The sequence below is a fragment of the Variovorax sp. P1_G12 genome (genome assembly GCF_056405555.1).
In genome coordinates this window covers 43486-58613 of sequence record NZ_JBFUBW010000024.1, presented here as the reverse complement: position 1 = coordinate 58613, position 15128 = coordinate 43486, and the positions used below count along the sequence as shown (strand labels likewise).

General features: G+C 70.3%; 16 protein-coding genes. 9 read left to right on the top strand and 7 right to left on the bottom strand.

The window, feature by feature from the left end; translation table 11 throughout:
* Nucleotides 1–14: 14 nt before the first annotated feature.
* From AC1D2O_RS24865 to AC1D2O_RS24855, 3 genes are read left to right on the top strand one after another with little or no spacing between them, the layout of a single operon-like run.
* Nucleotides 15–911, top strand: coding sequence for a 2-dehydro-3-deoxygalactonokinase (locus tag AC1D2O_RS24865; RefSeq protein ID WP_478085921.1), 897 nt, complete (start codon nt 15–17; stop codon nt 909–911).
* Entirely contained in the window at nt 908–1549 is a 642-nt protein-coding gene (locus AC1D2O_RS24860; protein ID WP_478085919.1) for a 2-dehydro-3-deoxy-6-phosphogalactonate aldolase, read from the top strand. The genes AC1D2O_RS24865 and AC1D2O_RS24860 overlap by 4 nt, the downstream gene beginning before the upstream one ends.
* A complete protein-coding gene (locus tag AC1D2O_RS24855; protein WP_478085936.1) occupies nt 1546–2328 on the top strand; it encodes an aldolase in 783 nt (260 codons plus the stop codon). Before AC1D2O_RS24860 ends, AC1D2O_RS24855 begins: the two co-directional genes overlap by 4 nt.
* A gap of 19 nt (nt 2329–2347) precedes the next feature.
* On the opposite strand, the gene AC1D2O_RS24850 is transcribed toward AC1D2O_RS24855, so the two are convergent.
* The 5 genes from AC1D2O_RS24850 to AC1D2O_RS24830 all read right to left on the bottom strand — a co-directional run bounded on the left by AC1D2O_RS24850 (nt 2348) and on the right by AC1D2O_RS24830 (nt 8574).
* Nucleotides 2348–4423, bottom strand: a complete 2076-nt coding sequence (locus AC1D2O_RS24850) for a site-specific recombinase (protein ID WP_478158093.1) — start codon at nt 4421–4423, stop codon at nt 2348–2350.
* Between the two features lie 223 nt (nt 4424–4646).
* Nucleotides 4647–5345, bottom strand: coding sequence for an SDR family oxidoreductase (locus AC1D2O_RS24845; RefSeq protein ID WP_478085917.1), 699 nt, complete (start codon nt 5343–5345; stop codon nt 4647–4649).
* 28 nt (nt 5346–5373) lie between these two features.
* Nucleotides 5374–6777 carry an MATE family efflux transporter gene (locus tag AC1D2O_RS24840; RefSeq protein WP_478085916.1) on the bottom strand — a complete coding sequence of 468 codons (1404 nt, stop codon included), beginning with the start codon at nt 6775–6777 and terminating at the stop codon, nt 5374–5376.
* A gap of 62 nt (nt 6778–6839) precedes the next feature.
* Nucleotides 6840–8093: an MFS transporter gene (locus AC1D2O_RS24835; RefSeq protein WP_478085914.1), complete on the bottom strand. Its 1254-nt coding sequence runs from the start codon at nt 8091–8093 to the stop codon at nt 6840–6842.
* Nucleotides 8086–8574, bottom strand: a complete 489-nt coding sequence (locus tag AC1D2O_RS24830; protein WP_478085912.1) for a MarR family winged helix-turn-helix transcriptional regulator — start codon at nt 8572–8574, stop codon at nt 8086–8088. Before AC1D2O_RS24830 ends, AC1D2O_RS24835 begins: the two co-directional genes overlap by 8 nt.
* A gap of 27 nt (nt 8575–8601) precedes the next feature.
* Between AC1D2O_RS24830 and AC1D2O_RS24825 the strand changes: the two genes are divergently transcribed.
* The 6 genes from AC1D2O_RS24825 (at nt 8602) to gloA (ending at nt 13987) form a co-directional block, all read left to right on the top strand.
* Entirely contained in the window at nt 8602–9144 is a 543-nt protein-coding gene (locus tag AC1D2O_RS24825; RefSeq protein WP_478085910.1) for a PaaI family thioesterase, read from the top strand.
* A gap of 148 nt (nt 9145–9292) precedes the next feature.
* Nucleotides 9293–10342: an extracellular solute-binding protein gene (locus AC1D2O_RS24820; protein ID WP_478085908.1), complete on the top strand. Its 1050-nt coding sequence runs from the start codon at nt 9293–9295 to the stop codon at nt 10340–10342.
* A complete protein-coding gene (locus AC1D2O_RS24815; RefSeq protein ID WP_478158069.1) occupies nt 10339–11976 on the top strand; it encodes an ABC transporter permease in 1638 nt (545 codons plus the stop codon). The genes AC1D2O_RS24820 and AC1D2O_RS24815 overlap by 4 nt, the downstream gene beginning before the upstream one ends.
* Before the next feature lie 55 nt (nt 11977–12031).
* Nucleotides 12032–12718, top strand: a complete 687-nt coding sequence (locus AC1D2O_RS24810; RefSeq protein ID WP_478085905.1) for an ABC transporter ATP-binding protein — start codon at nt 12032–12034, stop codon at nt 12716–12718.
* A 114-nt stretch (nt 12719–12832) separates the two neighbouring features.
* Nucleotides 12833–13534: a glutathione S-transferase family protein gene (locus tag AC1D2O_RS24805; RefSeq protein ID WP_478158068.1), complete on the top strand. Its 702-nt coding sequence runs from the start codon at nt 12833–12835 to the stop codon at nt 13532–13534.
* 42 nt (nt 13535–13576) lie between these two features.
* Entirely contained in the window at nt 13577–13987 is a 411-nt protein-coding gene (gloA, locus tag AC1D2O_RS24800; protein ID WP_478085902.1) for a lactoylglutathione lyase, read from the top strand.
* Between the two features lie 43 nt (nt 13988–14030).
* Here the strand turns inward: gloA and AC1D2O_RS24795 are convergent, their stop codons facing one another.
* A complete protein-coding gene (locus tag AC1D2O_RS24795; protein WP_478085900.1) occupies nt 14031–14669 on the bottom strand; it encodes a hypothetical protein in 639 nt (212 codons plus the stop codon).
* 318 nt (nt 14670–14987) lie between these two features.
* Nucleotides 14988–15125, bottom strand: a complete 138-nt coding sequence (locus tag AC1D2O_RS24790; RefSeq protein ID WP_478085899.1) for a hypothetical protein — start codon at nt 15123–15125, stop codon at nt 14988–14990.
* Nucleotides 15126–15128: the final 3 nt, after the last annotated feature.

The window sequence follows — 15128 nt, the reverse complement described above, 5'->3', positions numbered from 1 at the left end:
CGGAGCACGCATCCATGGCCCAACACCGACTCGTCGCCGTCGACTGGGGCACCAGTTCGCTGCGCGGCGCGCTGCTCGACGCCGACGGCCGGGTGCTGGACGAGCAGGCCCATCCGCGCGGCATCCTCAACGTCAAGTCCGGCGGCTTCACCGAGGTGTTCGAGACGCTGTTCGCCGACTGGATGCGTCCGGCCGGAACCCGCTGCCTGATCTCGGGCATGGCCGGCAGCAAGCAGGGCTGGGTCGAGGCGCCCTACTGCGCCTGCCCCGCGGGCCTGGCCGAGGTGCGCGGCAAGATCCTCGAGATCGAGCCCGGCCGGATCTCGATCGTGCCGGGCCTGAGCGACACCCACGACGGCGTGCCCGACGTGATGCGTGGCGAAGAGGTGCAGATCCTCGGCGCCATGGCGCTGACCGGCCTGCGCGACGGCCTGTTCGTGCTGCCGGGCACGCACAACAAGTGGGCCCGCGTGAAGAACGGCATGGTGACCGGCTTCCGCACCTTCATGACCGGCGAGTTCTATGCCCTCCTGAGCCAGCACTCGATCCTCGCGCGCACGCTGGACACTTCCGCGCCGCTCGACGAGGCCGCCTTCCTGCAAGGCGTGACGCAGTCCGACAACGGCCAGGGCCTGCTGCACAACGCCTTCGGCGCCCGCACCCTGGCCCTGTTCGACCGCATGCCGACACGCGAGCTCTCGAGCTATCTCTCGGGCCTGCTGATCGGCGAGGAACTGCGCACCCAGTCGGTCCATGCCGCGGTCGAGGTGATGCTGATCGGCGCGCCCGCGCTCACGCAGCGCTACCTGCTGGCGTTGCAGGCGGCCGGCACCCAGGCCCGCACGCTCGGCACCGAAGCCACCTGGGCCGGCCTGCACGCACTGCATTCATCGAACCACAGAAGACCATGAGCACACCCACGACGAAGTTCTCCGCCGCCCTGCGGGCGCTGCCGCTGGTGGCGATCCTGCGCGGGCTCACGCCGGCCGAAGCGCCCGCGGTGGGCGACGCGATCGTCGAGTCGGGCTTCCGCCTGCTCGAGGTGCCGCTGAATTCGCCGCAGCCGCTCGAGAGCATCGCGCTGCTGCGCCAGCGCTTTCCGCAGGCGCTGGTGGGCGCCGGCACGGTGCTCGGCGCGCAACAGGTGCGCGAGGTGCATGCCGCCGGCGGCGAGCTGATCGTGGCGCCGAACTTCAACGCCGAGGTGATCGCCGAGGCCGCCCGGCTCGGACTCGTGAGCCTGCCCGGCGTGATGACGCCGACCGAGGCCTTCGGCGCCCTGGCCGCGGGCGCCACCGGGCTCAAGCTGTTTCCCGCCGAACTGGCCTCGCCGGCGGTGGTCAAGGCGCTGCTCGCGGTGCTGCCGAAAGGCACGCCACTGATGCCGGTCGGCGGCATCACGCCCGACAACATGGCCACCTGGCGCGCGGCCGGCGCGGCCGGCTTCGGCATCGGCTCGGCGCTCTACAAGCCCGGCAAGAGCGCGGCCGCGGTGCGGGAAGACGCGCTGCGCTTCGTGGCTGCCTTCTCGGGCAGCCAGCGCGCCTGAAACCGCCTTCCTTCAACGCTTCGACGAGCCCCGCCATGTCCGCAGATTCCGACTACGCCAGCCCCGCCGTGCGCACCCTGCGCCAGGACCTCGCGCTCGCCCTGCGCGCCGCCGCGCACCATGGCCTGTCCGAAGGCGTGTGCAACCATTTCAGCGTCATGCTGCCGGGCGCCCAGGACCGCTACCTGATCAACCCGCGCGGCCTGCACTGGAGCGAGATCGGCCCCGATGACATCGTCCTGATCGACGTTCACGGCGAGGTGCTCGCGGGCCGGCACCGGGTCGAGCCCACCGCCCTCTTCATCCACGGCGCGGTGCATCGCATCACGGGCCACGCAGTGGTGCTGCATTGCCACATGCCCTATGCCACCGCACTCACGCTGACGGTCGACCGGGCGCTCGACCCGACGCTGAGCCAGAACGCGATGCGCTTCATGGACCGCATCGCGATCGACGCCGACTACAACGGCCTGGCGCTCGACGACCGCGAGGGCGAACGCATCGCCCGCGCGATGGCCGGCAAGGACGTGGCCTTCCTCGCGAACCACGGCGTGGTGGTGGCCGGGGCGAGCATCGCCCATGCCTACGACGACCTGTACTACCTCGAGCGCGCCTGCCTGCACCAGGTGATCGCGCAGTCCACCGGCCGGCCGCTGGTGCCGGTCGGGGCCGCGCTGGCCGCGCAGGTGGCGGCTCAGATCCAAGGCGAGCGCGAGCAGTCGGACCTGTTCTTCAAGGCGCTCGGGCGCCTGCTGCCGGCGCCGCGCCACGCCGCATAGGGCGCGCGCCTCGGCGCGCTCAGGCGCGCCGCACCGTGCCGGCCCAGAGCAGTTCCATCGGACGGCTGCGCATCCGGCGCCAGACGCCCTCGTACAGCGAGCGGACATGCGCGCGCCGCAAGTCGCGCGAGCGGATGGCCATGTGGAACGCCAGCGCGAAACTCACCGCCACGTTCAACACCGCCATGCTGCAGACGCCGGCCACCGCCCACCACAGTTCCGCCGACTGCAGGGGCGCCTTGCCGAGCACGCCGAGCGCGACGCCGATCGAGCCCGCGCTCAGCGTCACGTGCCGCACCTCGAAGCTAAACGCGAAGGCCGACAGGAGGGCAGGAACGAGTCCCAGCAGGAGCCCCAGCGAGATGTTGCCGGCCACGCCGGCGATGTTCGAGCGCCAGAAGGCTGCCAGCCGGGCCACGCCGGCGGCACCGAGCGTCAGGCGCAGGCGGCGGTTGTACGCCAGCGCGTCGCCGACCCGGTGCAGCACGAACCAGTTGTCGACCCAGCCAGCGAACAGGCTCGACGACCACAGCAGCACGCCCGTCAAGGCGGCGTAGATCGGCGTCGGCCCGAGCAGCGAGAACGATTGCAGCGTGGCGTGCGCCTTGTCCGGCGAGATGAGGTCCGATCCGAAGAGCGTGCGCCACAACAGCGCCACGCCGAGGCACACGGGAAAGACCGCCAGCACATTGCCGAGCACCGCGGCCGCCTGGGTGCGGATCAAGGCCAGCACGGAAGTCACGAAGTCGTCCATGCCCTGGGGCGTGCCTGCCGCGTCGAGTTCGCGGGCCAGCGTCGGCGCGGTCATCGCCGGCTGCTTGGTCGCCAGCGAGAAATGCAGGAAGTGGATCAGCAGGAAGCTCGCGGCGTAGTTGATGCCCGCCAGCAGCCCCTCGAGCAGGGAGGCCAGATGGGCGCCGCTGATCGCGAACTTGACGCAGACGGTGACCACCGTGACCAGGCCGCCGCCGGCCGCCATGCGCAGCATCTTCAGGTACTCCCGGCGGTCGCGGGCGATGTAGTGCTCGCCGGTGTCGGCGTTGTATTCGACCACCTTGCGCGCCAGCAGCGAGAAGTTGCTGCGCATCAGGTGCGAGACGCTCTGGCTTTCCTGGTTCGCCTTCACGAGTTCGGCCATCAGGCGCGCCATGGCACGCATGTCGTCGGGTGCCATCCAGGTATCGAGCAGTTGCTCGGCGCGGGCGATGCGCATGCGCATGCGCTCCATCTGGAACACGATGTCGATGCTGACACCGTTTTGGTAGAGGTTGGCGAACACGTCGTCGATGGCGATGCGGCACTGGTCCAGCAGGACCCGCAGGTAGTTGACCTCGCGCAGCAGCCGGCCGGGCTCCGCACCGTCCTCGACCGCCTCGTGCGCGGCTTCGACCGCCAGCATGGCCCGCGGCAGCCGGTAGAACGGCTGCGATTCGGTCGCGACGCGGGCGTCGGCATCGCCGAGCCGGCCGCGCACCATCTGCGACATGCCCGTCGAGCTGATCTGGCAGGTCAGGTTGTGCAGGGCGGCCAGCAGGTCGAGCGAGAAGGCGCCCGTGCGCCGCGTGTCGTCGGCCGCGTCGTGGTCAAACAGCGCCCGGATGCGATCGAGCACATCGGGCGGCAGCGTGTCGATCCAGTCGGCGTCCGCGCTCGACGTGAACATCAGCGTGAACAGCGCGCTCAGTTCGCGCCGGTTCGGCGCCGGCGGAATCAGCGACGACTGGATGCGCTCGGTCAACGCCCCGAAGAAGCCGGAGTGCACCGGCATGCCGGCATCGCACAAGAGCGAGATGCCGTCGCTCTCGCGCAGCACGGCACGCAGGATGCCCGCGACGTTCGCCTTCCACGCGGGATTGCGGTCGAGCACGTTCAGCATGTAGCGCAAGCGGGTGTGCTCCTGGACGGAGCGCGCCTCCGCGGCGCCGTCCGCCTGCACGATGCCGCGGCGGCGAATCCAGTGCGCGAGCTCGATCAGCCATTCGCTGCGCTCGGCATAGGACGCTGTCGCGTCCGCCATCGCCAGCAGGGCGTCGAGCTGGTGCCCCGCGCTGCGCGACGCGCGCCACTTCTTGAAGGCGGTGAAGATGCCAGGCATGGAGCTCACGAAATTGAATCCGGTGGGGAGGAAGCGACGCTGGCGCACACCGCTTCCTGCTGATTCTTCGACCGGAAACGAGCACAGCCGCAACTGCCTGGAGAGCGCGGGCCGACGTGTCCACCGCAGCAAAACGCCGACAGCGAACACGCCGATCCGCGCCAGGCACCAAGCGCGGGGAGCGATGATAACTGCCGGCGTCCGGGCGGATCGCCGGCCTGGCTCACGCCGCGTAAGGCGGCGCTTCGGCCGACAGGCCCTGCTTGACCTGCCGCGTCAGCGCATCGGCCAGCACCTCGAACTGCCCGGCCTCCAGCGCCGCGAAGGTCTGCTGCACCACCTCGTCGGGCGAGGCCTTGGGGCCGGACACCTTGCTCGTCATGTCGGTGTCCATGAAGGCCACGTGCAGGCTCAGCACCTGCGTCCCCTGCTCGCGCAAGGCAGTGCGCAAGCCATTGCTCAGTGACCAGGCGGCCGACTTCGAGGCGCTGTAGGTCGCGGAGCCAGGAAGGCTGAGCCAGCTCAGCACCGACAACACGTTGATGATCGCGCCGCCGCCGTTCGCGGCCAGCACCGGCGCGAAGGCGCGGGCCAGCGCCCAGGGGCCGAAGAAGTTGGTCTCGAACTCGGCCCGCGCCGACTCGAAGGCGTCGGGCGAACCCAGCAGGCTCGCGCCGCGCGAGATGCCGGCGTTGTTGATCAGCAGCGTGACGTCACTGCAGTCGCGCGCGGCGGCCTCGGCCCGCTCGGGCCGGGTGACGTCGAGCGCCACCGGATGCACGCCCGCCAGCGTGATGCTCCGGGGGTCGCGCGCGGCCGCGTAGACCTTCTTCGCCCCGCCGGCCAGGGCCGCCTTCGCGAAGGCCAGGCCCAGGCCGCGGTTGGCGCCGGTGATGAAGACGACGGAATCCTTGAGGTTCATGGTCTTCCTTCGAGAAGGGATGAAGAAATCAGGAAGCCTGGAAGCGGCGCAGCAGCGCGCGGGTGCTGCGCGGCCAGCCGACCCGGCCGAACCAGGCGCCGCCCGCGATCGCCGAGGCGATGACGATGCCGTACACCACCAGTGCCGCGCCCTGCATCACGAAGACATGCACCAGATCGCCGCCCCAGCGCAGTGCGAGCCAGCCGCCGAGGCCGGCGACGATCAGCCGCGCGATGTTGCCGAGCACCGGCCACAACAGCCGGCCCGCGCCCTGGGATGCGAAGTACAGCACCAGCCCGACGCCGAAGAAGCCATAGAACGGCCCGACGGCGCGCAGGTACTGCGAACCGGCCTCGAGCATCGCGGGGTCGCTGCCGAACAGCAGCAGCCAGGGGCGCGGGAACAGCGCGGCGGCCAGGCCGATCGCCCCCGAGAGCACGAAGGCGATGGCCGCGCCGGCCCAGGTGGCGCGCAGGGCGCGCTCGCGCTGGCCGGCGCCGATGCAGGTGCCGACCATCGCGACCAGCGGCGCGCCGAGGCCGAACACCAGCGGCACCAGCAGGTATTCGAGCCGCGACGCGGTGCCGTAGCCGGCGATCGCGCCCGGACCGAAATGGCCCGTGAGCGCGGTCGCGATGCCGATCGACAGGTTGGTCGCCACCGTCGACACCGCCCCCACCAGGCCGATGCGCAGGATGTCGCGGAACAGCGGCCAGCGGAAACGCACGCTGGCCCACGAGGGCTTCAGCAGGCTGCGCGCCGAGCGCAGGTAGGCCCACAGCGCGAGCGAGCCGCCCAGGTAGTAGACCAGCAGCGCCACCGCGCCGCCCGCGATGCCGAGGCCCGGGATCGGGCCCCAGCCGAAGATCAGCAGCGGCGACAGCGGGACCAGCACCACGACGCCGGCCACCGTGACGTTGGCCGGCACCGCCATGTTGCCGGTCCCACGCACCACCGCGGCCAGCGAGTTGAAGATCCACACCAGCACCGCGCCCGCGAAGGCGACGTTGGAATAGACCATCGCGGCCTCGAGCGAAGCGCCGGTCCCGCCCATCAGCGAGAACAGCCAGCGTCCGCCGAACAGCATCGCCGCCATGAACAGAGCGCCGAAGCCGATCGCGATCGCGATCGCGTGCAGCACCAGCGCGTCGGCGTCGTCGCGCCGGCGGGCACCGAGCGCGCGCGCGATCGAGGACGCGATGCCGCCGCCCATGGCGCCGGCCGAGGTCATCTGCATCAGCATCACGATCGGGAACACCAGCGCCATGCCGGCCAGCGCGTCGGTGCCGAGCTTGCCGACGAAGAAGGTCTCGATCAGTCCGACCGAGGCCTGCGCCACCATCACCACCACGTTGGGCGCGGCCAGGCGCAGCAGCGTCGGCACGATCGGCGCTTCGAGCAGGCGCCGGGTGCGCGGGTCCAGCGATGTCAATGGAGCACCTTCGTGCTTCGCACTGCGGTGCAAGCTTGCTTGGGAGCGGCCCGGCGCTGCGCTCATGCGAGAGCCTTCGCCATCAGCACCGGCCGCGATTCGCGGATCGGCAGGTTGACCAGCGCCGCCCCGGCCGCCAGCACGATGTCGATGTACCAGACGATGTCGTAGCTGCCGGTGGCCTGGAACACATAGCCGCCGAGGAATGCACCCAGGAAGCCACCGACCTGGTGCGCCAGCATCACGATGCCGAACAGCATCGCCATGTTGGCGGGGCCGAACATCTTGGCGACCAGGCCCGCGGTCGGCGGCACGGTCGAGAGGAAGGTCACGCCCATCACGGCGGCGAAGACCAGCATCACGACCGGCGTCTTGGGCGCCAGCAGGAAGACCAGCACCGCCAGGCCACGGGTCGCGTAGAGCAGCGCCAGCAGCGACTTCATGCGCCAGCGGCCGACGGCCCAGCCCATCGCCAGGCTGCCGACGATGTTGAAGAGGCCGATCATGCCGAGCGCCCAGCCGCCGATCTCGGGCGGCAGGCCGCAGGCCGCGACCACGCCCGGAAGATGGGTGGCAAGGAAGGCGACGTGGAAGCCGCAGACCAGGAAGCCGAGGCTCAGGTAGCGATAGCTCGGCGTGCCGAGCGCCTGCCGGATCGCCTCGCGTGCACTGAGCGGCTGGATGCCGCTGGCGGCAGCCGATTGCGCCGCGAGCAGATTCGAGTTGCCCTTGAGCACCCACACCGCCGGCAGCGCCAGCAGGATCAGGATCGCCAGCCACTGCATGGCGCTGGCCCAGCCGACGGCGGCCATCAGCCCGATCGCGATCGGCGCCATCGCGAACTGGCCGAAGGAGCCGCCCGCGTTGACGATGCCGGTGGCCAGGCCGCGCCTGTGGGCCGGCACCAGGCGCGTGGTCGCGGCCATCAGCACCGATGGCCCCGCCATGCCCGCGCCGCCCGCGGCCAGCACGCCGATCGCGAAGATCAGGCCGGCCGTGGTGGTCATCAGCGGCGTGAGGAAGGTGCCCAGCGCCACCAGCAGCACGCCGATGAAGATCACGCGGCCGGTGCCGATGCGGTCGGCCACCGCGCCCGCGAAGGGCTGCGTGAGGCCCCACCACAGCTGGCCGAAGGCGAAGGCCAGGCTGATGCTGCCGATGCCCAGGCCGGTCGAGGTGTTGAGCGACGACAGGAACAGCCCCATCGTCTGGCGCACCCCCATGGTCAGCGCGAAGGTGCCGGCCGCGGCCAGCAGCACCAGCCAGACGGCGTAGCGGGCGACGGGCGACGCGCCCGCGGTGGTGTGGTCATTCATCGAGTGCTCCCTCGGCGATCTCGCCCGGACCCTGCAGGATGGCGATGCTCTCGTCGAGCAGCTGGTGCAGTGCCAGCACCCGCCCGACGCCGAGCAGCTCGTTGAGCGTCTCCTGCGCGATGCGCCAGTGGCGCTGCGCCTCGCTGCGCTTGCGGCGGCCGTCGTCGGTGATCGCGACCAGCCGGCTGCGCGCATCGGGGCCCTCGCCCTGCGTCAGCCAGCCGGCGGCAACCATCGGCTTGAGGTTGCGCGTGAGCGTCGAGGCCTCGACGCCCATCGCCTTCGCCAGGTCGACCGGCCGCAGCGGCCCGAGATGCAGCACATGCGACAGCAGCGAGTACTGCGTGGTCTTGAGACCGCTCTTCGCGAGCTCGGCGTCGTAGTGGCGCGAGACCTGCCGCACCAGGTGCCGCAGCCGGAAATTGGTACAGCCTTGCGGCTTCTCGATGGCATTCATGTCGATGATTGTAGCTACAATCATTGCATATGCAACCTTAGGGGAATTGACATGACATCGACCGATCAACTGGCGGCCTGGATCGCCGAGGAAGCCACGATTTCCGAACGGCTGGACGCGGGCCCGGGCCCCGGGGTCGCGCAGCGGGAGCAGATCGCCGGCAAGACCGGGCTGGAGATCATGGGGGCAATGCTGCGGGCCGAGATCCCGTATGCTCCGATTGCCAAGACGCTGTCCTTCCAGCTGATCGAGATCGGCCCGGGGCGCTCGGTGTTCCAGGGCAGGCCGCTGGCCGAACACCTGAATCCGCTCGGGACCATCCATGGCGGCTGGTTCGCCACCCTGCTCGATTCGGCGCTGGGCTGTGCCGTGCACACGATGCTGCCGGCCGGCCATGGCTACACCACGGCCGAGCTTGGCGTGAACCTCGTGAAGGCGCTGACGCCCAAGGTGCAGCGCGTGCGCGCCGAGGGCAAGGTGCTGCATTGCGGCCGCCAGCTGGCCACCGCCGAGGCCCGCCTCGTCGGTGCCGACGGCACCCTCTATGCGCACGCCACCACCACCTGCCTGGTGTTCGAACTGCCGAGCCGCTGAGAGCCCCTGCGCGCTCTGAGGTGGATACACCTTCGGCGGCGGTGGGACATTGCGCCGCCCCCGGGGGACGCCATTGATTATGATTCGCATTGACGCACGCGAGCCGCGCGCCGATGCCACTCGATCCACAGTCCCCTGGAGACGCCTCATGACCGCACGCCCTCGCGCGCCTGCCCGCGCGACCCTCGCGCTGGGCGCGACCGCCCTCGCCCTGCTGGCCGCCGCCCTGCCCGCCCACGCAGCCGGCGAACTCACGCTCTACACCACCCGCGAACCGGGCCTGATCCAGCCGCTGCTGACGGCCTTCAGCGCGCAGAACGACATCAAGGTCAACACCGTGTTCGTGAAGGACGGCCTGCTCGAGCGCGTCAAGGCCGAAGGCGCCCGCTCGCCGGCCGACGTGCTGATGACGGTCGACATCGGCAACCTGATCGACCTGGTCGACGGCGGCGTCACCCAGCCGGTGAAATCGGCCGCCCTCGAATCCGCCATTCCGTCCAACCTGCGCAGCGCCGACGGCCAGTGGTTCGGGCTGTCGATGCGCGCCCGGGTGCTGTATGCCGACAAGAGCCTGCCGCTCACCTCGTTCCACTATGAAGACCTCGCGAACCCGAAGTACAAGGGCAAGGTCTGCATCCGCTCGGGCCAGCATCCCTACAACGTGGCGCTGGTGTCGGCGCTGATCGCGCACGAGGGCGAGGCCAAGGCCGAGCAATGGCTGCGCGGCGTCAAGGCCAACCTGGGCCGCAAGGCCACCGGCGGCGACCGCGACGTGGCGCGCGACATCCTCGGCGGCATCTGCGACGTCGGCCTGGCCAACTCCTACTACGTCGGCCAGCTGAAGGGCGCCAAGGAAGGCACCGACGCGCGCAAGTGGGGCGACGCCATCAAGGTGATCAAGCCGACCTTCGTGCAGGGCGGCGGCACGCACGTCAACATCAGCGGCGCCTCGGTGGCGAAGCACGCGCCGCAGCGCGCCAACGCGGTCAAGCTGCTCGAGTTCCTGGTGTCGCCGTCGGCGCAGGTGCTCTATGCCGAAGCCAACTACGAATACCCGGTGCGCAAGGGCGTGGCGCTCGATCCGATCATTGCCTCCAGCATCGGCGAGCTCAAGGTCGACCCGCTGCCGATCGCCGAGGTCGCGAAGTACCGAAAGCAGGCCAGCGCGCTGGTCGACAAGGTCGCGTTCGACCAGTGACGCGGCTGCGGTCGGTCGGCCCGGTCTGGCGGACCGCTTCGGTGCTGATCGCACTCGGCGTGCTAGCGCCGGTGCTGAGTCTGCTGTGGCTCGCCTTCGGTTCGGGCCTGGGGCACTGGGGCCACCTGGCCCGGCACGTGCTGCCCCGGGCGGCGCTCGACACCGCGGTGCTGCTGGCCGGCGTCGGGCTGCTGGTGCTGGTGATCGGCACCGGCTGCGCATGGCTGGTGACCGCCTGCGACTTCCCCGGCCGCGGCGTCCTGCACTGGGCGCTGCTGCTGCCGCTGGCGATGCCCACCTACATCGTGGCCTTCGCCTACCTCGACCTGCTGCATCCGCTCGGTCCGGTGCAGGGCGCGATCCGATGGCTGCTGGGCTTCGACAGCCCGCGCCAGTTCCGCCTGCCCGACCTGCGCTCCATGCCCGGCGCGATCTTCGTGCTCGGCTTCGTGCTCTACCCTTATGTCTACATGACCGCACGCGCCATGTTCATGACCCAGCCCGCCCACCTGATGGAAGCCGCCCGCTCGCTCGGCGAGAGCCGCCTGGGCGCCTTCGTGCGGGTCGCGCTGCCGCTGGCCCGGCCGGCGCTGGCGGTCGGCCTCAGCCTGGCTTTGCTCGAAACGCTCAACGACATCGGCGCCTCCGAATTCCTCGGCATCCAGACGCTCACGGTCGCGGTCTACACGACCTGGATCACCCGCTCCGACCTCGCGGGCGCGGCGCAGATCGCCTCCGCCATGCTGTTCGTGGTGATCGCGCTGGTGCTGCTGGAGCGCCACGGCCGGCGCCACCAGCGCTTCGGCTCGGCGCAGCGCATGCGCGCCATCCAGCCGCGCCGGCTGCACGGCGCGGCGGCCTGGCTCGCCAGCGCCGCGGCCGCGCTGCCGGTGCTGGTCGGCTTCGCCGCGCCGGCGCTCTACCTGGTGTGGGAAACGGCGAAGCGGCTGCGCCTGGGCGGCGGGATTTCGGCCGGCCTGGTCTCCAGCCTCGTCAACACGATCGGCGTCGCCGCGGGCGTGACCGCGGTCGCGGTCGCTGCCGGCCTGGTCGTGGCCTGGGCGGTGCGCACGCAGGGCTCGATGCGCAACCGCGGGCGCTGGCAGGGCCGGATCGCCACGCTGGGCTATGCGGTGCCGGGCACCGTGCTCGCGATCGGTCTCCTGACGCCGGCGCTGGCCGCCGACGCCGCGCTGGCCTCGCTGATCGGCCATCCGGGCCTGCCGCTGATGGGCGCCGGCATCGTGCTGGTGGTGGCCTGCGCGATCCGCTTCCTGGCGATGCCGGTGGGCGGCATCGAGGCCGGCCTGGCACGCATCCCGCCGGCGCTCGAACAGGCGTCGCGCCTGCTCGGCGAGAACGCCAACGGCACGCTGCGCCGCGTCCACCTGCCGCTGCTGCGGCCCGCGATCGCGGCCAGCGCGCTGCTGGTGTTCGTCGATGCCATGAAGGAGCTGCCGGCCACCCTGCTGCTGCGGCCGGCCAACTTCGACACGCTCGCCACCTGGCTCTATGCGGAAGCCGCGCGCGGCACCTACGAGGAAGGCGCGATCGCGGCACTGGCGATCGTGGTCGCGGGGCTGCTGCCGGTGGTCTTGCTGGCACGCAGTGGATTTTCGGAGAGCGCAGCATGAGCCGCCGGGCCGTTCCCAAGGCGAATCCGAAGCGCTGCTGCGCGAAGGTATGCCAATGAGCGCCGCGCTGGAGATCGAAGACCTTCGCCTCGGCTACGAAGGCGCCCACGGCCTGCACACGGTGGTCGATGGCTTTTCCCTCTCGCTCGCCGCCGGCGACATCGGCTGCCTGCTCGGCCCCTCGGGCTGCGGCAAGACCACGGTGCTGCGCGCGATCGCCGGCTTCGAGCCGGTGCGCGCCGGCCGCATCCGCCTCGGCGACAGCCTGCTGTCGTCGGCCGAGGTGCACCTGCCGCCCGAGCGGCGTCGCGTCGGCATGATGTTCCAGGAGTACGCGCTGTTTCCGCATCTGAGCGCGGCACGCAACGTCGCCTTCGGCCTGCGCCGCTGGCCGCGCGCCGCGCAACGCGAGCGCGTGGCGGCGATGCTTGCGCTGGTCGGGCTTCCCAACGCGGGCGAGCGCCATCCGCACGAACTCTCGGGCGGCCAGCAGCAGCGCATCGCGCTGGCGCGCGCACTGGCGCCCGAGCCCGCGTTGCTGCTGCTCGACGAGCCCTTCTCCAACCTCGACGGCAGCACGCGCGAGCGCTTGACGGCCGAGGTGCGCGAGATCCTCAAGAGCGCCGGCCAGACCGCGGTGCTGGTGACGCACAACGAGGCCGAGGCGCACGCCATGGCCGACCGCATCGGCGTCATGCACGACGGCCGGCTGACCCACTGGTCCGCCAGCCGACGCGGCTAGCGACAGGGCGAGGCTGGCGACAGGTCGCTGTGCGGAGTGGGCTTTTTTAGACAAGGTCTTCATGGCCCGGAAGAATTCCCGCTTCCAGACCCACTCCGAACGAGAGAGAGCACCATGCCCCCCATCAAGCCGCTCACCCTGGTCAGCCACCTGCTCTGCCCCTACGTGCAGCGCGCCGCGATCGCCCTGCACGAGAAGGGCGTCGCCTTCGAACGCGTCGTCATCGACCTGGCCGACAAGCCGGACTGGTTCACCGCCATCTCGCCGCTCGGCAAGGTGCCGCTTCTGCGCGTGCCGCAGCCCGGCGGCGGCGAAGCGATCCTGTTCGAAAGCAATGTGATCTGCGAGTACCTCGAAGAAACGCAGTCCGGCGCGCGCCTGCACCCGGAAGACCCGCTCGCACGTGCCGAGTCCCGGGGCTGGATGGAGTTCGGCTCCGCGATCCTGGCCGACCTGTGGGGCTACGAGACCACGCGCGATGCCGAGGTGTTCGAGCAGAAACGCCTCGCGCTCGCGGGCAAGTTCGAACGCGTCGAGGCGGCGCTGAAGGACGGCCCGTACTTCGCGGGCGGAAGCTTCAGCCTGGTCGATGCCGTCTTCGCACCGGTCTTTCGCTACTTCGACGTCTTCGACGAGATCAGCGACTCGCGCGTCTTCGATGCGACGCCCCGGGTGCGCGACTGGCGCGCAGCGCTGGCGGTCCGCCCGAGCGTGCGCGCTGCCGTGGTGCCCGAGTACGCGCAGCACCTGCGGGACTTCCTGCGCCGGCATGACGCGCATCTGCTGACGCTGGCCGGCCCCACCGCGCGCGCCTGACGCGCGACAATGGTGAAACGACCACTCTTCGCGCCCCACGACATGCGACTTCTCCACACCATGCTGCGCGTTGGCAACCTCCAGCGCTCGATCGATTTCTACACCCAGGTGCTGGGCATGCAACTGCTGCGCACCTCCGAGAACCCCGAGTACAAGTACAGCCTCGCCTTCGTCGGCTACGAGGGCAACCCGGCGCAGGCCGAGATCGAGCTGACCTACAACTGGGACACCGACAGCTACGAGATGGGCACCGCCTACGGCCATATCGCCCTCGGCGTGCCCGATGCCTATGCGGCCTGCGAAAAGATCAAGGCGGCGGGCGGCAACGTCACGCGCGAGGCCGGGCCGGTCAAGGGCGGCAGCACCGTGATTGCCTTCGTGACGGATCCGGACGGCTACAAGATCGAACTGATCCAGCGCGCGGAAGGCGCGGCGGGCGGCGGGCTGCGCTGAGGCCCTTGGCGCCGCCCGGCGGCTGCCGGCCCGGGGCCGAGGCTCAGCCCATCGGCGCGGCCGTGGTCCACAGGCCGAGGTAGATGTCGGCTTTCTCGCGGGCGATGGCCGAGCCGCTGCGCTCGATCGACGCCGGCGACCTGCTCGCGAAGTCCGCGATCGACTGCGACAGGTTCCAGACCTCCGCACGGTCGATCAGCAACAGGCGGTCATGGAGAGACTTGGTGGCTGACAGGCGCACTTCGAGCGGCCGCGCAGCACGGTACTGCGTCTGCCAGCGGCGGACCGCGGGGCCGAGGCTGGACTTGACGCCCGCGCGATCGCCGAGGATGCGGATGCGCACGCCTTCGCGCGCGCAGACCGCGATGTCGGTCAGCGCGGTGGCGTTGACATAGGGGTCGACGATCAGGATCTCGTTGCGGGCGGCGCGCACCACTTTCGAGAGCTCGGCGAAGACTTCGAAAGGGGCGTGGCGCGCGATGAGCGCGCCGCCCTCGGCCGCCGCCGGACGGGCGGGCGATGGCGCGGCACGCTGCAGGCGCCGGTCCACGATCGAGGCGAGGCCACGGCGGCGCGGGGCGGGTGCGAAGGGACGACTGTCGCCGTTCAAGACGATCTGGATGGAACGCGTGCCGATCGTGAGGACGATGTCGGCGGGATGTCTATGATTCGAGGTAGCCATGAGGTGCGGTTTCCTTGCTAGGTTGCACGTTGTGGTTAGAGCCTCGTTGGTGTTGGTTGCACCTTCGGGGCTCGCCTTTTTGTCTCAGATGGATGTGATGAGTTCACGCATCCCGCCCTGAGGCGCGGCGGCTTTTCTTGGGCGCATCCATTTCACTTGGAATGGCGGGGAAGCGAAGCGAGGGCGTTCGGAACGCGCCAAGGGAAAAGTCCGAAAGTGCCGCCGGCGCTTCGGCTTCGATGGACGCAGCCGGCGCTGTTCGGGGGCCTGCGCACGAGGCATGCGAAAGGTGCCGCCTCGCCAAAGGAAAACTCCTTTTCACGCGCCCTTCTCATCGCCCGATGCATGACGAATCGGTCTGAACGACGGCCGATTCGTCGACAGATCGATTTCATGTACTTCGTGACAGGCCACCTGCTGGTCGGCCTCACGTTGTTCCTGATCGATGGCGTGCACGGG